Below are 21,634 nucleotides of genomic sequence, written 5' to 3'. Positions count from 1 at the left end.
GAGCAAAGCCGCGCTTGATAGGGGCCTGCCATTGGCTCTAAAAGGCGCGCATGTCCATCTGGGAACGCATAGGCGAATTCGTCGCGCGGGTTTCGGCTTCAGCATCCTCAAGCATCACCGACATGGTCGAGGCGGTGCGCACGGTCTTTTCCGGCGATGCGGAACTGAGGCGCCGCGTGGCGTTTTCCGTCGCCATGATCGCCCTCTCCGCCAAGATGGCGAAGGCGGACGGGGTGGTGACGCAGGACGAGATCCGCGCCTTCCGCGATATTTTCGAAGTGCCGCGCGACCAGACGCGCAATGTCGCGCGCCTCTACGACCTCGCAAGGCAGGACGTGGCCGGGTTCGAGACCTATGCCGAGCAGATGGCGAAGCTGTGCGGCTCGGGACATTCGAACTGCCTGATGCTGGAAGACATCCTCGACGGGCTGTTCCATATCGCGACCGCGGACGGGGTGCTGCATGAGCGGGAAGGAGACTTCCTGCATCGTGTGGCCGAGATATTCCGCATCGACGAAACCCACTACCAGACGATTCTGGCGCGCCATGTCGATCTCGGTTCGGGCGATCCCTACCGCGTGCTGGGGCTGGAGCGCGGCATAGCTTTCCCCGAAGTCAAGAAGCGCTACCGCAAGCTGGTCGCGGACAACCATCCCGACAAGCTGATCGCGCGCGGCCTGCCGCAGGAGTTCATCAACGTGGCGACCAGGCGTCTGGCGGCGATCAACGCGGCCTATGAGATGATCGAACGGGATTTGGCGCCGGCATGAGCGGTTTCGCGCCCGACCATCCGGGTGCCGAGGTGCGCGTCTCGCCCAATTTCGGGCCGAGGCGCGGGACCGAGGTGCCCGACATGATCATCCTGCACTATACCGGCATGGAAACCGGCGCGGGCGCCGAGGCATGGCTGTGCGATCCGGCGAGCGAGGTTTCGTCCCACTATCTGGTGCATGAGGACGGACGGGTCGTGCAGATGGTGCGCGAGAGCGATCGCGCCTGGCACGCCGGCAAGAGTTCCTGGCGTGGAATTACCGACATCAACTCCTGTTCCGTCGGCATCGAGATCGTCAATCCCGGCCATACGCTCGGCTACCGCCCGTTCCCGGAGCGGCAGATCGAGGCGGTCATCTCGCTTTGCCAGGGCATTTCGCGCCGCCACCCGGTGTCGTCGGAACGGGTGCTTGCCCATTCCGACGTGGCGCCCGGGCGCAAGGTGGACCCGGGCGAGCGCTTCCCGTGGCGCGTCCTGGCCGCGGCCGGGCTTGGTCATTTCGTCGCGCCTTCGCCGATCCGGCGCGGCCCGGTCCTGCGGCCCGGCGACGAGGGCGCGGCCGTCGAGGAACTGCAATCCATGCTGGCGCTCTATGGATACGGCGTCGAGATCACCGGCGTTTTCGACGTGCAGACAGACATTGTTGTTCAAGCTTTTCAACGACATTTCCGTCCGCGGCGGGTCGATGGCGTGGCCGATGGCTCGACGATCCGCACGCTGCGCCGCCTGCTCGGCTCGCTGCCCGAGCTTTCCGTGCAGTAGACGGCAAGACCCCACTCCAGGTTACAGCCTGTAATCCAAAGTTATTTCTGGTGCCCTCATTGCTGCCAAATCGGCCGGCAAAGCGCAGGTCCCGCCATGCTGGAGCTTCCGCCAAAGGATAATCCAGCATTCAACCAGGACCGTCGCGCGGAATTCTTCGCGCGGCCTCACCAGAACAGGACCATATGTACAAACCACTCGTTGTAGCGGCAGCCTTTGCTGCCGGTGTGATGACTTTTGCCTGCGGTACCGCAATATCGGCTCCATTGAGCCCCAGGCTGGACCAGGGGCTTCCCCAATCCGTCAACACCAAACAGCCCGCAAAAGCCGGAACCGCGAAGGTCGAGGCGGTCAAGCTGGAGAAGAAGGCTCCGGCGAAGAAGCGCAAGGCCGCGTCGCGCAAGACGAAACACGCTGCGGTCACGCCTGTTGCCAAGCGCGCCGCCAGCCATGCGAGCGCCAAGCGCACCAAGGTGCGCGTCGATATGACGGCCACCGCGTCGATCCCGGCGAAGATCGATCTTCCCCAGCCTGCCGCCTCCGTCGGCAAGGCGCCCTATTCGGCAATCGTCGCCCGTTATGCCTCCGCATACGGCATACCGGTGGCGCTCGCCAATGCGGTGATCCAGGTGGAGAGCAACTACCAGCCCGGCAAGGTCGGCAGCGCCGGCGAGATCGGCCTCATGCAGATCAAGCCGGCGACGGCGCGCATGCTCGGCTATACCGGTTCCGCCAAGGGGCTGCACGATCCCGACACCAATATCCGATATGGCATGAAGTACCTGGCCATGGCCCGCGATCTCGGTGACGGCACGACCTGCGGCACCATCCTGAAATACAATGCCGGTCATGCCGCCAAGCGCATGAACCCGATCTCCTCCGCCTATTGCCAGAAGGTCAAGGTGCAGATGGCGGCGCTGGGCGCGCCCGTGTGAGGCGAGCCCCCGAATGACGACAGCCGGCGCGGCGGCCGGCTTTTTCATTTGCGTTTTCAGGCATAAATCCCTTTATACGCGGTGCCAGTCGGCCGGGCGGCCGCACCAGCGAATGCCGAAAGGCTGCGGGTGAGGAAAGTCCGGGCTCCATGGAAACACGGTGCCGGCTAACGGCCGGCGGGGGCGACCCCAGGGAAAGTGCCACAGAAAGCAAACCGCCACGGTTTCCGTGGCAAGGGTGAAAGGGTGGGGTAAGAGCCCACCGCGCGACCGGCAACGGGAGCGGCACGGCAAACCCCACCGGGAGCAAAACCGAATAGGGGCGGTGCGAGGGGAAACCTTCAGGGCTGTTTCCGGCTCACCGTCCGGGTAGGTTGCGTGAGGCGCATGGCAACATGCGCCCAAGATGAATGGCCGCCACGTTCTCGCGCCGCAAGGCAGAGGGCCATACAAAACCCGGCTTACAGGCCGACTGGCAATTTTCTCCGGAATAATCCGGACAGGGCATCCGGACGGACGAGAGACTAGGCTTTCAGCCGGTCCAGCGACGCCTTCATCGCGCTCCACAACTCTTCCGCCGGCTCGCAGCCCACGGAAAGGCGCAGGAAGCCCGGCGGCACGGCGTCGCCTCGCCGCGTGCGGCGCTCGGCGGAACTGTGCACGCCGCCGAAGGAGGTGGCCGACTGCATCAGTTCGCAGCCATCGATGAAAGCCTCGGCCTCCTCCGCCGAATCCAGCACGAAGGAAATCAGGAAGCCGAAGCGCTCCATCTGCGCGCGGGCGAGGTTGTGCGAGGGATCGTCGGGCAGGCCGGGGAAGCGCAGCGAGCGCACGGCCGGATGTTCGCGCAGGCGCGGCGCGATGATCTCGGCATTGTCGCACATGCGTTCGAAGCGCATCTCCAGCGTCTCCAGTCCGCGATGCAGGAGCCAGGCGTCGAACGGACTCGGAATGGCGCCGCAGGTCTTGCGCCAGTCCTGCACGCCGGTGACGATTTCCAGATCGCGGCTGGCGACATGGCCGAACAGCACGTCGGAATGGCCGTTGGGCGCCTTGGTGTCTGCGGCGACGACGATGTCGGCGCCGAGGTCCAGCGGGCGCTGGCCGAACGGGGTCATGGTGGTGTTGTCGACGATCAGCAGCGCGCCGGCCGCATGGGCCGCCTGCGCCACGGCCGCGATGTCGCAGATATCCAGGCCCGGGTTAGACGGCGTTTCCACGAAGGCGAAGCGATAGCCTTCGAAGCCGCCGTCGAGGAAGGTCGCCGTCGGACGCAGGTCGCAGGTCACGCCGAACGCCTTGAGGTAGCGGTCGGCGATCAGCCTCGTGGTGGGATAGCCGTCGGCGGCGACCAGGATGCGGTCGCCCGATTTCAGCAGGCTGAAGAAGGTGGCCGAGATCGCCGCCATGCCGGAAGGGAACGCCACGCAGGGAGCGTCCTCGAGATGGGCCAGCATGTGCTCCACCGCGGCCCAGTTCGGATTCGAGAACCGGCCGTATTGATTGTAGCCGGTCGCGTCGCCGGGCGCATGGTAGACCGACGCCATGGTGAGCGGCAGCGGAATGGGATCGCCCTTGGACAGGCTGCCGCGGCGCAGGTGGGCCAGGCCGGCGGCGCGGGACTTGGATGTCTTTTCCATGATTTCAAGGCTTTTCGGCGGGCACTGAAGATACTGGACGCTACTGCCGCCGCGCTCGCGAAACAAGGGACGCATTTGCCTCGCAGCGGCGTTCTAAACCCTTCGTTAGTCTTAATGGACGATAAAGACGGGAATGCCTTTTCCGTTCGCGCGGCGGTTGCGGCAGCCGGTTTGTGAAACCCGTTCCCGTTGACGCCCATATTGCCCCATGTTATCCCATCCAGATACTCAAGCTTACGTTCCGTGTCAGGGTGAAGCGTACGCCGGTCGGGCAGCCGCAGCGGCAGCGCGCCGGCCGGATTCTGCCCGTGCGGCCGGCGGATATCGGATAGGATCGCGCCGGCGCGGCGCGGTGGCGAGGATGGAAAGGAGTGCGGCGGCGAAAGCGGCCGAAGCGTCGAATGGACCGTTTTCTGTCAAGCGCGGTGAACAGGATCGACGGCAAGGGCCGGGTGTCGGTGCCGGCGCATTTCCGCGCTGTGGTGCAGAAGCGCGGCTATCGCGAACTCTATGCGCTGCGCTGCCTGGACGTGCCGGCGATGGATGTGGGCGGGCTCGACCTTCTCGACCGCTACGAGCAGCGAATCGCGCAGGAGGATCCCTTTCTGCGGACCGCGGACGACATGTCCTTCTTCTGCCACGGCGACGGGCTGTTCCTGAAGCTGGATCAGGACGGGCGCATCACCATGAACGATTTCATCCGCGCGCATACGGGCATCACCACGGAGGCCGTCTTTGTGGGGCGGGGCAATTTTTTCCAGATTTGGGAACCGGCGCGACTCGCAGAATATGGCGCGCAGGTGCGGGGGCGGCTGTTGCGGCTTCGGCAGGGGACGATGCCCGGGGAGCGGCCGGAATGACGGCGGGCCACGGCGATCCATCAGCCGTTGGCGGACCGGCCCGTCACATTCCGGTCCTCCTTGCTGAAGTCCTCCAGGCGCTTTCGCCGCAAGCCGGCCAGACCGTCATCGACGGCACCTTCGGCGCGGGCGGCTACACCAGGGCCATCCTGGATGCCGGCGCATCGGTGGTCGCCATCGACCGCGATCCCGACGCCATCGCAGCCGGCCGGGAGCTCGAACGGGAATCGGAGGGCCGGCTGAGGCTGGTGCAGGCGCCGTTCTCGACGCTGGACCAGCATGTCGAGGCCGCCGACGGCGTCGTGCTCGACATCGGCGTCTCCTCCATGCAGCTCGACCAGGCCGAGCGCGGCTTTTCCTTCCGCGCCGAGGGGCCGCTCGACATGCGCATGGCGCAGGCGGGCATGAGCGCCGCCGACGTCGTCAACACCTTCAAGGCGAACGATCTCGCGCGCATCTTCGGCCTGCTTGGCGAAGAGCGTCACGCCGGGCGCATCGCCAGGATGATCGAGGCGCGCCGCGAGAAGCGTCCGTTCGAGAGCACGCTCGACCTTGCCGACGCGATCGAGACGCATATCGGCCGAAAGCCGGGCGACAAGATCCACCCGGCCACGCGCGTGTTCCAGGCGCTGCGCATCTACGTGAACGACGAACTGGGGCAGCTCGCGCAGGCGCTGCTGGCGGCGGAGCGTGTGCTGAAGCCCGGCGGCCGGCTGGCCGTGGTCACGTTCCATTCGCTGGAAGACCGCATCGTCAAGCGCTTCATCGCCGACCGCGCGGATGCCGCCGCCGGTTCGCGGCATCTGCCGGAGGCGCAGGTCCGTGTCGCCACCTTCCGCAAGCTGGGCGGCGGGGTGACGCCGCAAGACGCCGAGACCGCCGCCAATCCGCGGGCGCGCTCGGCCAGGTTGCGCGCCGCGATCCGCACCGAGGCGCCGGCGCGCGCGGGCGACATGTCGATCTTCGGCCTGCCGAAATTGTCCGGTCCGAAATCTGCAGGCACGAGCCTGCCGGGGGAGAGGTGAGCACGTGTTTCGCACCAGCGACATAATCCTGATCGCCGTGATGGTTTCGGCCGCCGCGATGACCTACGCGGTCAAGCGCGACGCGGAGGAGCAACAGACGAAGGTCCGCCAGTTGCAGGCGCAGATCCGGACCGAAGAAGACACGATAAACCTGCTCAAGGCCGACTGGAGCCTGCTGACGCAGCCGGCCCGCCTGCAAAGGCTGGTCGAGAAATACCAGGCGCAGCTAAAACTGGAGCCGGTCGATCCGCATCAGATCGTGCAGATACAGGACCTGCCGATGAAGTCGCTCACCATCGAGGACCTTACCGGCGGGCCCGTGGCCGCGGCGGGCAAGGAAGCCACCGGCAAGGACGCAATCGTGACCGGAGCCGTACGATGATCGGCAGGATCTGGAAGCGCGCGCGGCGCACGCAGGAAGCCGGTTCCATCGTCGTGGACGGCGCCCGCAAGGCCACCGGCGGCAAGACCAGGACCCGCGTCGTGATGACGATGGCGGTGTTCTTCAGCATCTATGCCGCCATCGCCGGCCGGCTGGTGTATTTCGGCCTGCAGAATCCGGACCAGTCCGGTCCGCCGCCCAGCCGGGTGACCGCGGCGCGGCCCGATATCGTGGACCGCAACGGCGAGGTGTTGGCGACCGACATCAAGACCTCCTCGCTCTATGCCGAGCCGCGCCATATCGTCGACGCCGACGAGGCGATCGAGAAGCTCTCGGCCGTCCTGCCGGAAATCGACTACGAGCAGACTTACCGCAAGCTCAGAAGCGGCGCCGGCTTCGTCTGGCTCCAGCGTCAGCTTACGCCCAAGCAGGAAGCCGAGATCATGCAACTCGGCATTCCCGGCATCGGCTTCCGCACCGAAAAGCGCCGCTTCTATCCGGCCGGCAGCACCACGGCCTATATCGTCGGGCTGACCAATATCGACAACCAGGGCATCTCCGGCATGGAGAAGTATATCGACGCGCAGGGCCTTTCGGACCTGCAGATGTCGGGCCTCGCCGATCCCAAGGACCTGAAGCCGGTCAAGCTGTCGATCGACCTGCGCGTCCAGCATGTGGTGCATGACGAGATCGTGACGGGCCTGGAAAAATACCATGCGATCGGGGCCGGCGCGGTGGTGCTCAGCATCAAGACCGGCGAGGTGCTGGCCATGGCGTCGGTGCCGGATTTCGATCCGAACAACCCCTACAACGCCCAGGACAAGGACCGCCTGAACCGCATGTCGGCCGGCCTCTACGAGATGGGCTCGACCTTCAAGAGCTTCACCACGGCCATGGCTCTCGATTCCGGCAGGGTTTCGCTGAGCAGCACCTTCGACGCGTCGCGTCCGCTCAGGGTCGGGCGCCAGACCATCCATGATTTCCACAGCAAGGGCCGGGTGCTTTCGGTGCCGGAGGTGTTCATCTATTCGTCGAACATCGGCTCGGCACGGGAAGCGCTGGCCGTCGGCATCGACGGGCACAGGGAGTTCCTGCATCGCCTCGGCATACTGGAAAAGATGCAGACCGAACTGCCGGAGGTGGCGCGGCCGACCGAGCCGCGGGTGTGGAAGCAGGTCAATTCCATGACCATCGCCTTCGGCCACGGCGTGTCCACCACGCCGCTGCAAACGGCGGTCGGCTGCGCGGCGCTGATGAACGGCTTCCTCATGGAGCCGACCTTCCTGATCCGCAGCCAGGAGGAGGCGATGGCGGTCGCCAAGCGCGTGGTCAACGACAAGACCGTGGAATCCATGCGCTATCTCTATGCGCTCAACGCGGAAAAGGGCTCGGGCCGCAACGCGCGCGTTCCCGGCTACCGGGTCGGCGGCAAGACCGGCACGGCAGAGAAGGTGGTCAACGGCCGCTATTCCAAGGGCAAGAACTTCAACGCCTTCGTGGCCGCTTTCCCGATGGACGATCCGCAATACATCGTGCTGACGATCGCCGACGAGCCGCAGCCGGAAAAGCCGGGCATGGGCGCCACGGCGGCTTCGAACGCGGGGATCATGGCGGGCAACATCATCCGCCGCTCGGCGGCGATGCTTGGCGTGAAGCCAGATTTCAGCCATGAAAATGGTGCAACGCTGGTGTCCTATTGATGATTCTTCAGGCGCGCCGGGGACAGCGCGCCATTTTGTTTCGGTGAACGGAATTCGATGAAGCTCAAAGATCTAGCCGGCATACTGCCAGTCGAGGAAATTCCCGACATAGCGGTAACCGGCATGTCCGCGGATTCGCGCAAGGTCGCGAAGGGCGATCTCTTCTTCGCCCTGGCGGGAAGCAGGGCGGACGGCGCCGCCTATGCGCAAGACGCCGTGCGAAATGGCGCCGTAGCCATCGTGGCGGCACGAAATGCACAGTTTTCCGGCCTGCCGGTCCCGGTGCTTGCCGTCGAGGACCCGCGCCGGGCCCTGGCCCTGGCCGCCGCCCGCTTCTTTGCCCGCCAGCCCGAGACCATGGTTGCCGTCACCGGCACCAGCGGCAAGACCTCCGTCGCGGCCTTCACGCGCCAGATCTGGGAGCAGGCGGGGCTCGCCGCGGCGTCGATCGGCACGACCGGGGTCACCGCGCCCGGCCGCAACGAATATGGATCGCTGACCACGCCCGATCCGGTCGCGCTGCACCGCCTGCTGGCCGAACTGGCCGAAGCGGGCGTCACCCATGCCGCGATGGAGGCTTCCAGCCATGGGCTCGACCAGCGCCGCCTGGATGGGGTGAGGCTGAAGGCCGGCGCCTTCACCAATCTCGGCCGCGACCACATGGATTATCATCCGACGGTGGAGGACTACCATCGCGCCAAGCTGCGGCTGTTCGATGCGCTGCTGCCCAAGGGGGCGCCGGCCGTCGTCTTCGCCGACGACAAATGGTCGGAGCCGACCATCGCCGCCGCGCAAGCCGCCGGCCTTGCCGTGCTCACCGTCGGCAGACAGGGCGGCTTCCTCAAGCTGAAGCGCGTCGAGCATGAGCGGCACCGCCAGCGCGCCGAGATCGAGCACGAGGGCGCCATATACGAGATCGACCTGCCGCTGGCCGGCGACTTCCAGATTTCCAACGCGCTCGTCGCGGCCGGCCTGGCCATCGCCACCGGCACGCCGGCGGCCAAGGCGTTGCCGGCGCTGGAGCGGCTGAAGGGCGCGCCGGGACGGCTGGACCTCGTCGGCACCACAGCCGAGGGCGCGCCGGTCTATGTGGACTACGCCCACAAGCCGGATGCGCTGGAAAACGTGCTGGCTTCGGTGCGGCCGTTCACCACCGGACGTGTCATGGTGGTGTTCGGCTGCGGCGGAGACCGCGACCGCGGCAAGCGCCCGATCATGGGCGAGATCGCCACGCGCCTGGCCGACATCGTCATCGTCACCGACGACAATCCGCGCTCGGAAGTGCCCGCCGAGATCCGCGCCGCGATCCTTGCGGCCGCGCCCGGCGCCGTCGAGATCGGGGATCGCAGGCAGGCGATCCGCGAGGCGGTGTCGATGCTGCAAGCGGGCGACACGCTCGTCGTGGCCGGCAAGGGGCACGAGGAAGGCCAGACCGTGGGGACGAAGACCTTGCCTTTTTCCGATCATGAAGAGGTGCGGGCGGCGCTGAGGGAGCGGGCCGCATGACCTTGCTTTGGACTTCCGATGCCCTTGTGGAGGCGACGGGCGGGCGGCCGGTCGGCAACATGCCGGCGGGCGTGACGGGCATTTCCATCGACAGCCGCAGCCTGCAGCCGGGCGACGCCTTCTTCGCCATCAAGGGCGAGACGATGGACGGCCACGACTTCGCGACAGCCGCCGTGCGCGCCGGGGCCGGCGTGCTGGTGGTGTCCGAAGCCAAGCTCGCCGCGCTCGGCCGCCTGACGGCGCCGATGATCGTGGTGCCGGACGTGCTGGCCGCGCTGGAAAGGCTGGGCACCGCCGCCCGCGCGCGCGCCGCGGCCAGGATCATCGCGGTGACGGGCTCGGTCGGCAAGACCTCGACCAAGGAGGCGCTTCGCCATGTGCTGTCGGCGGTCGGGACCGTCCATGCCTCGGACAAGTCGTTCAACAATCACTGGGGCGTGCCGCTGACGCTGGCGCGCATGCCTGCCGACTGCGACTATGCCGTGTTCGAGATCGGCATGAACCATCCCGGCGAGATCCGCCCGCTGGTGCGCATGGTGCGGCCGCATGTCGCCCTCATCACGCTCATCGCGCCGGCCCATCTCGGCTTCTTCCGCAGCATGGACGAGATCGCCGAGGCCAAGGCGGAGATATTCGAGGGCCTGGAACCCGGCGGCGTGGCGCTGCTCAACCGCGACGACCCGCGCACCAAGCTTCTGGAGAAGCTGGCGCGGCAGGCGGGCGTCGAACGCATCGCCACCTTCGGCGAGAACCCGCGCTCGACCTACAGGCTGCTCGACAGCGCCCTGCATGCCGACCATTCGACCATGGCCGTCAAGATCGGAACGGCGAAGTCCGGCGGCGAGGAGATCGTCGCGCGCGTCGGCGCTCCAGGCCGTCACATGGTGCAGAACGCGCTGGCCGTGATGGGCGCGGCGCATCTGGTGGGCGCCGACATGGCGCGCGTGTCGCTGGCGCTGGGCGACCTGAGCGCGGAAGCGGGCAGGGGCAGGCGTCATGTGCTTGCCCACCCGCACGGCCAGATCGTGCTGATCGACGAGAGCTACAACGCCAATCCCGCATCGATGAAGGCGGCGCTTTCGCTTCTCAGGAACACGCCCGTGGCGGAAGGCGGCCGCCGCGTCGCCGTGCTGGGCGACATGCTGGAACTCGGCGTCCATTCGGAAAAGCTGCATGCGGCGCTCGCGCCGCTGGTCGTGGATGCCGACGTCGGGCTGGTCCTGCTGGCGGGGCCGCATATGGCAAGCCTCGCCAAGGCGCTGCCGTCGGACCTCGACGTCGCGATCCGCGCCACGGCGGACGAATTGAAACCGTTGTTGCTGCAGGCGCTGAGGGGCGGGGATGCGGTGATGATCAAGTCGTCGAAGGGCATCGGCCTCGCCAAGCTGGTCGATGAGATGCTTCGGAAATTCCCGGCCCAGGCCGGCACTGCACAACAGGCCTGACAAGGGTCCGGGGACGAAAAAACTTATGTTCACGCTTCTCGTTGATTTTGCGGACCACATCTCGGTCTTCAATGTCTTTCGCTATATCACTTTCCGCACGGGCGGGGCGCTGATCACCTCGGCGCTGATCGTCTTCATTTTCGGGCCGGCAATCATCGATTCGCTCCGCATCAGGCAAGGCAAGGGCCAGCCGATCCGCGCGGACGGACCGCAGACGCATTTCAAGAAGGCCGGAACGCCGACCATGGGCGGCCTGATGATCCTCGTCGGCATCGTCGTGTCGTCGCTGCTGTGGGCGAACCTGCGCAGCGTCTATGTCTGGGTGGTGCTGCTGGTGACGCTCGGCTTCGGCGCCATCGGCTTCTATGACGACTACCTGAAGGTGACCAAGCAGTCGCATCTCGGCTTTTCGGGCAAGGCGCGGCTGGGGCTGGAATTCCTCGTCGCCGGCATCGCCGCCTGGGTCATCATGCATGTCGGCCAGGAGCCGTTCTCGTCGTCGCTGACCTTCCCCTTCGCCAAGGAACTGCTGCTCAATCTCGGCTGGTTCTTCATTCCGTTCGGCGCTTTCGTGGTGGTGGGCGCGGGCAACGCCGTCAACATCACCGACGGGCTGGACGGGCTGGCCATCGTGCCGATCATGATCGCCGCGGCGTCGTTCGGCGGCATCGCCTATCTGTCGGGCAACGCCGTCTTCGCCGAATATCTGCAGATCCATTTCGTGCCCGGCACCGGCGAGCTTTCGGTCATCCTCGGCGCGGTGATCGGCGCCGGCCTCGGCTTCCTGTGGTTCAACGCGCCGCCGGCCGCCATCTTCATGGGCGACACTGGTTCGCTGGCGCTTGGCGGGCTGATCGGCACCGTGGCCGTGGCGACCAAGCACGAGATCGTGCTGGCCATCGTCGGCGGCCTGTTCGTGGTGGAAATCTGCTCCGTCATCATCCAGGTCGGCTATTTCAAGATGACCGGCAAGCGCGTCTTCCTGATGGCGCCGATCCACCATCATTTCGAAAAGCTCGGCTGGACCGAAAGCCAGGTGGTGATCCGCTTCTGGGTGATCGCGGTGATGCTGGCGCTGATCGGCCTCTCGACCCTGAAGCTGCGGTAAACGGCAGATGGTTTCCTCTTTGCACCAGAGGCGCAGCAGATGATCCCAGCAACCTCCTTTTCGGCCAAGCGCGTGGCGCTGTTCGGCCTCGGCGGTTCCGGCATCGCGACGGCGCACGCGCTGATGGCGGGCGGCGCCGAAGTGCTGGCCTGGGACGACAATCCCGACAGCGTCGCCAAGGCCGCGTCCGAGGGCATCGCGACAGGCGACCTGCGCGCGGCCGAGTGGGCGGGTTTCGCCGCCTTCGTGCTCTCGCCGGGCGTGCCGCTGACGCATCCCAAGCCGCACTGGACGGTCGAATTGGCGCGCGGGGCAGGCGTGGAAGTGATCGGCGACGTGGAGCTTTTCTGCCGGGAACGCAACCGGCAGGCGGCGCAAGCGCCCTTCATCGCCATCACCGGCACAAACGGCAAGTCCACCACAACGGCGCTCACCGCGCATATCCTGAAATCGGCAGGCCGCGACACGCAGATGGGCGGCAACATTGGCCGCGCCGTGATGACGCTCGATCCGCCCGAACCGCGGCGCCACTATGTGGTCGAGTGCTCGTCCTACCAGATCGACCTTGCGCCCTCGATCAACCCGACCGCCGGGGTGCTGCTGAACCTCACGCCCGATCACCTCGACCGGCACGGCACCATGCAGCATTACGCCTCCATCAAGGAGCGGCTCGTGGCGGGCTCCGACACGGCGATCGTGGGCGTCGACGATCCCTATTGCGCACAGATCGCCGACAGGCTCGAAAGCGTCGGCAAGAAGGTGGTGCGCATCTCCAAGCGCCTGCCCCTGACCGACGGCTATTTCGCCGCTGGCACCGACCTGATGGAGGCTGTCGACGGCCGCTACAGCCGCATCGCCTTCCTCGAAGGCATCGGCTCGCTGCGCGGCCAGCACAATGCGCAGAACGCGCTTGCCGCCGTCGCCGCCTGCCTCAGGGTGGGGTTGGAACTCGGCGAGATCCAGAAGGGGCTGGAAAGCTTCCCCGGCCTCGCCCACCGCATGGAGCAGGTGGCGCGCAAGGGCAAGGTGCTGTTCGTCAACGATTCCAAGGCCACCAATGCCGATGCGGCGGCACCGGCGCTGTCGAGCTTCGGCCGCATCTACTGGATCGCCGGGGGCCTGCCCAAGGAGGGCGGCATCGAGCCGTTGCGCGGTTTCTTCCCGCGCGTCGCCAAGGCCTATCTGATCGGCGAGGCGGCGCCCGCCTTCGCGGCCACCCTGGGCGAGGCGGTGCCCTACGAGATTTCCGGCACGCTTGCCGCGGCAGTGGAGCACGCGGCGCAGGATGCGGCCAACGATGCGGGCGACGAGGCCGTGGTGCTGCTTTCGCCGGCCTGCGCCAGCTTCGACCAGTTCAGGAACTTCGAGGTGCGCGGCGAAGCCTTCAGGCAAGCCGTGGCTGCTATTGGCAAAGTGGACCTTATCGGAGGGGCACGATAATGCAGAGCCGTCTCGACAAAAGGCCGGTCTCCATATGGTGGTGGACCGTCGACCGCTGGTTCCTCGCGGCATTCCTGTCGCTGATGGGGCTGGGCATCGTGCTGTCCTTCGCGGCCAGCCCGGCGGTGGCACAGCGCATCGGGCTGGACCCGTTCCACTTCGCCACGCGCCAGATCATCTTCACCATCCCGGCGCTCGGCGTGATGCTGGCCGTCTCCTTCCTCGATACGCGGCAGATCAGGCGCTTCGCCATCATCATGCTGTGCGTGATGATGGTGCTGATGGTGGCGGTGCTCTACATCGGCGTCGAGGTCAAGGGCGCGCGGCGCTGGGTGTCGCTCGCGGGCCTGTCGATCCAGCCGTCGGAATTTCTCAAGCCGGCTTTCGTCATCATCTGCGCCTGGCTGTTCGCCGAGCACAAGCGCCATCCGGACATCCCCGGCAATCTGTTCGCCATGATCCTGCTGGGCTTGGTCGTGTCGCTGCTGGTGGCGCAGCCCGACTTCGGCCAGACCATGCTGGTGACCGGCACCTGGAGCGTCATGTTCTTCATGGCGGGGCTGCCGTGGTTCTGGATCGTGCTTCTGGGCGCGACCGGCGTATTCGGCATCGTGGCCGCCTACGAGACGCTGCCGCACGTCGCCGGCCGCATCGACCGCTTCATGACCGGCGAGGGCGATACCTTCCAGGTGGACATGGGCCGCGAGGCGCTGATCAATGGCGGCTGGTTCGGCGTCGGGCCGGGCGAAGGCACGATCAAGCGCGTCATTCCCGACAGCCATGCCGACTTCGTGTTCGCCGTCGCGGGCGAGGAATACGGGCTGATCCTGTGCTTCTTCATCATGCTGATCTTCGCCTTCATCGTGCTGCGCGGACTCAATACGGCCCTGAAGGAGCACGACGAGTTCACCCGCTACGCCATCGGCGGCCTGGTCACGGTGTTCGGCCTGCAATCGATCATCAACATGTGCGTGAACCTCCAGCTCATCCCGGCCAAGGGCATGACGCTGCCGTTCATTTCCTATGGCGGCTCCTCGCAGATCGCCATCGCCATCTCGATGGGCATGGTGCTGGCGCTGACGCGCAAGAAACCCGAGCGGCTGAAGCGGATCGGCCATGGCGAACTCTCGCCGCATGTCGTGCCGGCCGAATAGATGCCCAAGGGAACCATCCTTCTTGCGGCCGGCGGCACCGGCGGGCATCTCTTTCCCGCCGAGGCGCTGGCGCACGAGCTTGCCGAACGCGGCTGGTCGGTGCACCTGGCCACCGACGACCGGGTCGAGCGTTTCACCGCCCGCTTTCCGGCCGACACGGTCCACCGCATCCGCTCGGCCACCATCGGCTCGAAGAACCCGCTGGCGCTGGCGGCCGCTTTCCTCAGAATCTGGCAGGGCGTGAGGCAGGCATCGCGCGTGATCCGCCGGATCAAGCCAGACGCCGTGGTGGGCTTCGGCGGCTATCCCACCCTGCCGCCGGTCTATGCCGCCACCCGCCGCCATGTGCCCACGATCATCCATGAACAGAACGCGGTGATGGGGCGCGCCAACAAGGCGCTTTCCGGCCGGGTCACGGCGATCGCTGGCGGCTTCCTGCCCGAGGACGGAAGTCCCGCAGGGCTGAAGACGGTGACGACCGGCAATCCGGTGCGACCGCAGGTGCTGGAGGCGGCGAAGACGGGCTATGTCGCGCCTGCGGGCGAGGAGCCGTTCCGGCTTCTCGTGTTCGGGGGCAGCCAGGGCGCGCGCTTCTTTTCGGATGCGGTCCCCCCCGCGGTGGCCCTGCTGCCGGACGTCCAGCGCAAGCGGCTCCTGGTCACCCAGCAGGCGCGCGCGGACGATGTCGGGAGGGTCAAGGCAGCCTATGCGGAGCTCGGCGTGGAGGCGCAGGTGCTGCCCTTCTTCACCGACATGGCGGAGCGCATGGCGTCGGCGCATCTGGTGATCTCGCGGTCCGGCGCGTCCACGGTTTCGGAGATAGCCGTCATCGGCCGGCCGGCGATCCTGGTCCCCTATCCCTTCGCGCTCGACCATGACCAGGCGGCGAACGCGGCCGCGCTTGCCGCTGCGGGAGGTGCCGCGGTGCACCCGCAGTCGACCCTTTCGCCCGAGGCGCTGGCGGCGCTGATCGGACCGCTGATGGAGGATCCGCAGCGGCTGGCCGAGACGGCGGCCGCGGCGAAATCGGTCGGCCGTCCGGACGCCGCGCGGTTGCTCGCGGACCTCGCAGAGGCTATTGCGTCGGGCACATCGATTGAGGATTTCAAGAAGGAAAAGCGCGCATGAAGATGCCGCAGACCATCGGCCTCGTGCATTTCATCGGCATCGGCGGCATCGGCATGAGCGGCATCGCCGAGGTGCTGCACAATCTCGGCTACAAGGTGCAGGGTTCCGACCAGGCCGACGGCGCCAATGTGCAGCGCCTGCGCGAGAAGGGCATCGAGTGCTTCGTCGGCCACAGGGCCGAGAACCTGGGCGAGGCGGAAGTCGTGGTGGTGTCCACGGCGATCCGGAAATCGAATCCCGAGTTGGTCGCCGCGCGTGAAAAACTGCTGCCCGTGGTGCGGCGCGCCGAGATGCTGGCGGAACTGATGCGTTTCCGGCAGGCCGTCGCCATCGGCGGCACCCACGGCAAGACCACCACCACCTCGATGGTCGCGACGCTCCTGGAGGCGGGCGGGCTCGATCCCACCGTCATCAACGGCGGCATCATCAATGCCTATGGCACCAACGCGCGCATGGGCGACGGCGAATGGATGGTGGTGGAGGCCGACGAGAGCGACGGCACGTTCCTCAAGCTGCCGGCCGATATCGCGGTGGTGACCAATATCGACCCGGAGCATCTCGACCATTACGGCTCGTTCGACAAGGTGCGCGACGCGTTCCGCCAGTTCGTCGAGAACGTGCCGTTCTACGGCTTCGGCGTAATGTGCACCGACCATCCCGAGGTGCAGGCCCTGGCCAGCCGCATCGAGGACCGCCGCGTCATCACCTATGGCGGCAATGCGCAGGCCGACGTGCGTTTCAGCAATCACCGCATGGATGGCGCGGCTTCCGAGTTCGACGTGGTGATCCGCAACCGCAAGGGCGGCGGCGAGACCGCCATTTCCGGACTGAGGCTGCCGATGCCCGGCCGGCATAACGTTTCCAACGCCACGGCAGCCATTGCCGTCGCGCATGAACTCGGCATCCCGCCCGAGGCGATCAAGAAGGGCCTGTCTCTGTTCGGCGGCGTCAAGCGGCGTTTCACCCACACGGGATCGTGGAACGGTGTGGAGGTGTTCGACGATTACGGCCACCATCCGGTCGAGATCAAAGCGGTGCTGCGGGCCGCGCGGGACGCCACCAAGGGGCGCGTCATCGCCATTGCGCAGCCGCACCGCTTCACGCGCCTGCATGATTTGTTCGACGATTTTTCCGCCTGCTTCAACGATGCGGACACGGTGATGGTGGCGCCGGTCTATGCCGCCGGCGAAGATCCGATCGAGGGCGTGACCTCAGAAGCGCTGGTGGCGCGCATCCGCACCGGCGGCCACCGCGACGCCCGTCACATCGAAGGACCGGCGGCGGTCGCGCCGGCCGTGCGCGCGCTGGCTAAGCCCGGCGATTTCGTCATCTTCCTCGGTGCCGGCAACATTACGCAATGGGCCTATGCCCTGCCGAAGGAACTCGCCGAGGCCGGGTCATGACACGCGGCGGCGCGCTGCTGGAAAAGCTCGGAGACAGGCTTTCCGGGTTGCGGGGGCGGATGACGCCCGACGCCGAGATGGACAAGATCACCTGGTTCCGCGCCGGGGGGCTGGCGGACGTGCTGTTCCAGCCCGCCGACGAGGCGGACCTCGCCGCTTTCCTGAAAGCCGTGCCGGAAGAAATTCCCGTCATGGTGGTGGGCATCGGCTCCAACCTGCTGGTGCGCGAGGGCGGCATTGCGGGGTTCGTGGTGCGGCTTTCGGCCAAGGGTTTCGGCGAGGCCGAGGTCGTTTCCGAAACCCGGATCCGGGCGGGCGCGGCTATGCCCGACAAGCGGCTGGCCGCCATCGCGCTGGAGGCCGGCATCGGCGGCTTCCATTTCTATCACGGCATTCCCGGCGCGCTCGGCGGCGCGTTGCGCATGAATGCGGGGGCAAACGGCGTGGAGACGCGCGAACGTGTGGTGGAAGTGCGCGCGCTCGACCGCAAGGGCAATGTCCATGTTCTGTCCAATGCGGGGATGGGCTACGGCTACCGCCACTCGTCCGCTCCGGCCGACCTGATCTTCACATCCGCGCTGTTCGAAGGCCATCGCGAGGACAAGGAGGAGATCAGGCAGGCGATGGATGCCGTGCAACTCCATCGCGAGACGGTGCAGCCGATCCGCGAGAAGACCGGCGGCTCGACCTTCAAGAATCCGGAAGGCACTTCGGCCTGGAAGGAAATCGACAAGGCTGGTTGCCGCGGCCTCATGGTGGGCGGGGCGCAGATGTCGCCCATGCATTGCAACTTCATGATCAACACCGGTTCGGCCACCGGCTACGACCTCGAATATCTGGGCGAGACGGTGCGGGCCCGCGTGCTGGAGAACGCCGGAATAAAGCTGCACTGGGAGATCAAGCGCATCGGCAGTTTCCGGCCCGGGCGCGAGGTGCAGGAGTTCCTCGGACAGTTGCTCTGAGGACTCACCCGCGCATTTTCGGCGCGATTTTTTCAGAAAGTGAATCTCTCGGAATCATAAGGACTTGCCACGGAATCAAGTCTCTGATTCTCTGCCCCTTAGAGGCGTTTCCTTGATTTGAGTCGTTCGGGCGCGTGGGGCGCGGTTCCGTCTGGCAGGCATGCCTGCCGGGAGACTCCGACTCAAGCCTGGAAACAGAAGCGCGAACCCGCCGGAAGGGGATGACGGGGGATGAAAGACAAGCATGTGGCTGTTCTCATGGGCGGCTTCTCGTCCGAGCGGCCCGTGTCGCTTTCTTCAGGCAATGCCTGCGCCGCTGCGCTCGAGGGCGAGGGCTATCGCGTCACCCGGGTCGATGTCGACCGCAATGTGGGTGCGGTGCTTGCGGAACTGAAGCCGGATGTCGTCTTCAACGCACTTCATGGTCCTTTCGGCGAGGACGGCACCATCCAGGGCGTCCTCGAATATCTGTCGATCCCCTATACGCATTCGGGCGTGCTGGCTTCCGCTCTGGCCATGGACAAGGAGCAGGCGAAGAAGGTCGCCAGGGCGGCGGGCATCCCGGTCGCGGAATCGAAGCTGGTCAACCGCTTCGCAATTCGCTCCGAGCACCCGATGGCGCCGCCCTATGTGGTCAAGCCGGTGAACGAAGGGTCGAGCTTCGGCGTCATCATCGTCAAGGAAGACCAGTCGCATCCGCCGCAACTGATTTCGTCGCCTGACTGGAAGTATGGCGAGCGCGTCATGGTCGAGCGCTATGTCCATGGGCGGGAATTGACCTGCGCGGTGATGGGCGATGTGGCGCTGGGGGTGTGCGAGATCATCCCGACAGGCCATTCCTTCTATGATTACGATTCAAAATACGTGGCCGGGGGCTCAAAACACGAAACCCCCGCGAAAGTTTCACCGAATATTTACCAAAAAATACAGACACTGGCGCTCAAGGCTCACCAAGCGATCGGGTGCCGGGGCGTCTCCCGGTCGGACTTCCGCTACGACGACCGCCATTCGGAAAATGGTGAGGTCGTGTGGCTGGAGATCAACACTCAGCCGGGTATGACGCCGACGTCTCTGGTGCCTGAAATCGCCGCGCAAGCGGGACACTCGTTCGGCGATCTGTTGAGTTGGATGGTGGAGGACGCTTCGTGTCTTCGTTGAGGTGGGGATATGGCAGGTTTGGGCGCGCCCGGCGGCGCGGTCCTTCCCGCGCGCCCTTCTCCTTGGACAAATTCGTGCTGCCGCGCTGGCTGCGGCGGCCGGTGCGCATGTTCGCGCGTCTGGGCGAGGGCGACCTGAAGGCGCCGCCCTATGCGGCCACCATGCTTTCCGCTGCGTTCCTCGCCTCAAGCGTGACCTATGGCGCCTATCTCGGCGGCAATCTCGACGGTTTCGTGCAAGGCGTGACCGCCCGTACTGGGTTTGCCGTCGATCAGATCAAGGTGGTCGGCAATCGCGAGACTTCCGAGATCGATATTCTCGACAAGCTGGACCTCGACGGCTGGACCTCGCTGGTCGGCTTCAACGTGGAGACCGCGCGCGAGCGGGTCGCCACGCTGCCGTGGGTCGAAGGCGCGGCGGTGCGCAAGATCTATCCGCATACGCTGGAGGTGCGGATCGAGGAGCGGCAGCCCTTCGCGCTGTGGCAGCAGGGTTCCCAATTGTCGGTCATTGAGCGCGACGGCCGCGTGATCGTTCCCTATGCGGGCGGCAACCAGGCGACGCTTCCGCTTCTGGTCGGTCCGGGCGCTCCCGAGCATGCGCCCGATTTCCTCGCCAGGGTCGCGCATTATCCCGATCTGGCCAACCGGGTGAGGGGGTATGTCAGGGTCGGCGACCGGCGCTGGGATCTCAGGCTGGACAACGGCATCACGGTGAAGCTGCCGGAAGAAGCGGAAGACGCCGCGCTGGCGCAGCTGGTGGCGCTGGACCGCGAGCAGTCCCTGCTTTCGCGGGATATCGCGGCCGTCGACATGCGCATCCCCGACCGGCTGGCGCTCGAACTGACGCCCGAGGCGATGACGGCGCGCCAGGCGGCGTTGAAGGAAATCTCCAAGGCGGCGAAGCGGAAGCCGGAGCAGAAGATATGAGCTGGCTGGGCAATCATGGGGATGCAAGCCGCCGGTCCGGCGTGCTGACGGTGCTGGACGTCGGCTCCAGCAAGGTCTGCTGCATGGTGGCCAAGCTGAAGCCGCGCGAGGACGGCACGCTGCTTCGCGGGCGCTCGCACCGCATCCAGGTGATCGGTATCGGCCACCAGAAGTCGCAAGGGGTCAAGTCGGGCGTCGTCGTCGATCTCGACCGCGCCGAACATGCGGTGCGCCTGGCGGTCGATGCGGCCGAGCGCATGGCGGATCTCACCGTCGATTCCCTGATCGTCAACATGACCGCAGGCCGACTGAAGACCGAAACCTTCGGGGCCACCATCAATCTCGGCGGCCATGAAGTGGACGAATCCGACATCAAGCGCGTGCTGGCCGTGGGCGCCCGGCAGGCACTGAAAACGGAGCGGGAGGTGGTGCATTCGCTGCCGGTGGGGTTCTCGCTGGATGCCGAACGCGGCGTGCGCGATCCGCGCGGCATGGTGGGCGACACGCTGGGCGTGGACATGCACGTGCTGACCGCCGACTCCGCCCCGATGCGCAACCTCGAACTGGCGGTCAACCGCTCGCATCTGTCGGTCGAGCGCATGGTGGCCACCCCCTATGCCAGCGGCCTCGCCTCGCTGGTGGACGACGAACTGGAAATGGGCGCGGCCTGCATCGACATGGGCGGCGGCACCACGACCATCTCCATCTTCTCCGAAGGCCGCTTCGTGCATGGCAGCGGCATCCCCATCGGCGGCAATCACGTCACGCTGGACCTTGCCAAGGGGCTGTCGACCTCGCTGGAGGCTGCGGAGCGGCTGAAGGTGATGCACGGATCGGCGCTGCCGGGCAGCTCGGACGACCGCGACCTCGTCACCATCCAGCCGATCGGCGAGGAAGGCGAGGCGCCGTTGCAGGTGCCGCGTTCGGTGGTGACGCGCATCATCCGGGCCCGGATCGAGGAAACGCTGGAACTGCTGCGCGAGCGGCTCAACCGGTCCGGTTACGGCAATGCCGTGGGCAAGCGCGTCGTGCTGACGGGCGGCGCCAGCCAGTTGGCCGGCCTGCCGGAAGCGGCGCGGCGCATTCTGGGCCGCAGCGTGCGCATCGGCCGCCCCCTCGGCGTCGCCGGCCTGCCGGAAGCGGCCAAGGGGCCCGCGTTCTCGGCGGCGGTCGGCCTGATGATCTATCCGCAGATGGCGGCTTTCGAGAGCCATCCTGCGCAAGGAATGTCCCGTTTCAAGATGACGGGAACAGGCGGGAAACTGCATCGCATGAGTCAGTGGTTGAGAGACAGTTTTTAGTATCGACGGGGACAGCCCCATAAG

19 protein-coding genes and 1 other RNA gene are annotated in these 21,634 nt (G+C 66.3%); 19 read left to right on the top strand and 1 reads right to left on the bottom strand.

The features are described 5' to 3' along the window. Positions 1 to 50 precede the first annotated feature (50 nt). The 4 genes from QU595_RS16670 (at position 51) to rnpB (ending at position 2,949) form a co-directional block, all read left to right on the top strand. A complete protein-coding gene (locus QU595_RS16670; RefSeq protein WP_315923891.1) occupies positions 51 to 770 on the top strand; it encodes a DnaJ family molecular chaperone in 720 nt (239 codons plus the stop codon). Beyond that, a complete protein-coding gene (locus QU595_RS16665; protein ID WP_315923889.1) occupies positions 767 to 1,534 on the top strand; it encodes an N-acetylmuramoyl-L-alanine amidase in 768 nt (255 codons plus the stop codon). Before QU595_RS16670 ends, QU595_RS16665 begins: the two co-directional genes overlap by 4 nt. 185 nt (positions 1,535 to 1,719) lie before the next feature. Next, on the top strand, positions 1,720 to 2,469 hold the full coding sequence (locus tag QU595_RS16660) for a lytic transglycosylase domain-containing protein (RefSeq protein WP_315923888.1): 750 nt from the start codon (positions 1,720 to 1,722) through the stop codon (positions 2,467 to 2,469). 84 nt (positions 2,470 to 2,553) lie between these two features. Then, positions 2,554 to 2,949, top strand: an RNA gene (gene rnpB, locus QU595_RS16655) — RNase P RNA component class A. Positions 2,950 to 2,993: 44 nt separating this feature from the next. Here the strand turns inward: rnpB and QU595_RS16650 are convergent. Next, complete coding sequence (locus QU595_RS16650) at positions 2,994 to 4,109, bottom strand: cystathionine gamma-lyase (protein WP_315923886.1); 1,116 nt, start codon at positions 4,107 to 4,109, stop codon at positions 2,994 to 2,996. Positions 4,110 to 4,510: 401 nt separating this feature from the next. Between QU595_RS16650 and mraZ the strand changes: the two genes are divergently transcribed. From mraZ to ftsA, 15 genes are all read left to right on the top strand, one after another. After that, positions 4,511 to 4,969 carry a division/cell wall cluster transcriptional repressor MraZ gene (gene mraZ, locus QU595_RS16645; RefSeq protein ID WP_315923885.1) on the top strand — a complete coding sequence of 153 codons (459 nt, stop codon included), beginning with the start codon at positions 4,511 to 4,513 and terminating at the stop codon, positions 4,967 to 4,969. After that, positions 4,966 to 5,994: a 16S rRNA (cytosine(1402)-N(4))-methyltransferase RsmH gene (rsmH, locus tag QU595_RS16640; protein WP_315923884.1), complete on the top strand. Its 1,029-nt coding sequence runs from the start codon at positions 4,966 to 4,968 to the stop codon at positions 5,992 to 5,994. The genes mraZ and rsmH overlap by 4 nt, the downstream gene beginning before the upstream one ends. Before the next feature lie 4 nt (positions 5,995 to 5,998). After that, positions 5,999 to 6,376, top strand: coding sequence for a hypothetical protein (locus tag QU595_RS16635; RefSeq protein ID WP_315923882.1), 378 nt, complete (start codon positions 5,999 to 6,001; stop codon positions 6,374 to 6,376). Next, a complete protein-coding gene (locus QU595_RS16630) occupies positions 6,373 to 8,076 on the top strand; it encodes a penicillin-binding protein 2 (RefSeq protein WP_315923880.1) in 1,704 nt (567 codons plus the stop codon). Before QU595_RS16635 ends, QU595_RS16630 begins: the two co-directional genes overlap by 4 nt. A gap of 57 nt (positions 8,077 to 8,133) precedes the next feature. After that, positions 8,134 to 9,582, top strand: coding sequence for a UDP-N-acetylmuramoyl-L-alanyl-D-glutamate--2,6-diaminopimelate ligase (locus tag QU595_RS16625; RefSeq protein WP_315923878.1), 1,449 nt, complete (start codon positions 8,134 to 8,136; stop codon positions 9,580 to 9,582). After that, complete coding sequence (locus QU595_RS16620; RefSeq protein ID WP_315923876.1) at positions 9,579 to 11,027, top strand: UDP-N-acetylmuramoylalanyl-D-glutamyl-2,6-diaminopimelate--D-alanyl-D-alanine ligase; 1,449 nt, start codon at positions 9,579 to 9,581, stop codon at positions 11,025 to 11,027. Before QU595_RS16625 ends, QU595_RS16620 begins: the two co-directional genes overlap by 4 nt. Before the next feature lie 25 nt (positions 11,028 to 11,052). After that, entirely contained in the window at positions 11,053 to 12,135 is a 1,083-nt protein-coding gene (gene mraY / locus QU595_RS16615) for a phospho-N-acetylmuramoyl-pentapeptide-transferase (protein ID WP_315923874.1), read from the top strand. Between the two features lie 39 nt (positions 12,136 to 12,174). Then, positions 12,175 to 13,575, top strand: a complete 1,401-nt coding sequence (gene murD, locus QU595_RS16610) for a UDP-N-acetylmuramoyl-L-alanine--D-glutamate ligase (protein WP_315923872.1) — start codon at positions 12,175 to 12,177, stop codon at positions 13,573 to 13,575. After that, positions 13,575 to 14,729 carry a putative lipid II flippase FtsW gene (gene ftsW, locus QU595_RS16605; RefSeq protein WP_315923870.1) on the top strand — a complete coding sequence of 385 codons (1,155 nt, stop codon included), beginning with the start codon at positions 13,575 to 13,577 and terminating at the stop codon, positions 14,727 to 14,729. Before murD ends, ftsW begins: the two co-directional genes overlap by 1 nt. Continuing rightward, the gene (gene murG / locus QU595_RS16600) at positions 14,730 to 15,857 is read left to right on the top strand and encodes an undecaprenyldiphospho-muramoylpentapeptide beta-N-acetylglucosaminyltransferase (protein ID WP_315923868.1); all 1,128 of its coding nucleotides are present in this window, start codon (positions 14,730 to 14,732) and stop codon (positions 15,855 to 15,857) included. After that, the gene (gene murC / locus QU595_RS16595; protein ID WP_315923866.1) at positions 15,854 to 17,260 is read left to right on the top strand and encodes a UDP-N-acetylmuramate--L-alanine ligase; all 1,407 of its coding nucleotides are present in this window, start codon (positions 15,854 to 15,856) and stop codon (positions 17,258 to 17,260) included. Before murG ends, murC begins: the two co-directional genes overlap by 4 nt. Next, a complete protein-coding gene (murB, locus tag QU595_RS16590; protein ID WP_315923864.1) occupies positions 17,257 to 18,222 on the top strand; it encodes a UDP-N-acetylmuramate dehydrogenase in 966 nt (321 codons plus the stop codon). The genes murC and murB overlap by 4 nt, the downstream gene beginning before the upstream one ends. A 231-nt stretch (positions 18,223 to 18,453) precedes the next feature. Beyond that, positions 18,454 to 19,380 carry a D-alanine--D-alanine ligase gene (locus tag QU595_RS16585; RefSeq protein WP_315923862.1) on the top strand — a complete coding sequence of 309 codons (927 nt, stop codon included), beginning with the start codon at positions 18,454 to 18,456 and terminating at the stop codon, positions 19,378 to 19,380. Further along, positions 19,368 to 20,309 carry a cell division protein FtsQ/DivIB gene (locus QU595_RS16580; protein ID WP_315923860.1) on the top strand — a complete coding sequence of 314 codons (942 nt, stop codon included), beginning with the start codon at positions 19,368 to 19,370 and terminating at the stop codon, positions 20,307 to 20,309. The genes QU595_RS16585 and QU595_RS16580 overlap by 13 nt, the downstream gene beginning before the upstream one ends. After that, entirely contained in the window at positions 20,306 to 21,610 is a 1,305-nt protein-coding gene (gene ftsA / locus QU595_RS16575; protein ID WP_315923859.1) for a cell division protein FtsA, read from the top strand. Before QU595_RS16580 ends, ftsA begins: the two co-directional genes overlap by 4 nt. Positions 21,611 to 21,634 lie beyond the last annotated feature (24 nt).

It is taken from the genome of Mesorhizobium sp. SP-1A, from assembly GCF_032460275.1.
GTDB lineage: Bacteria > Pseudomonadota > Alphaproteobacteria > Rhizobiales > Rhizobiaceae > Mesorhizobium.
This window is presented reverse-complemented; position numbering and strand designations above follow the sequence as displayed.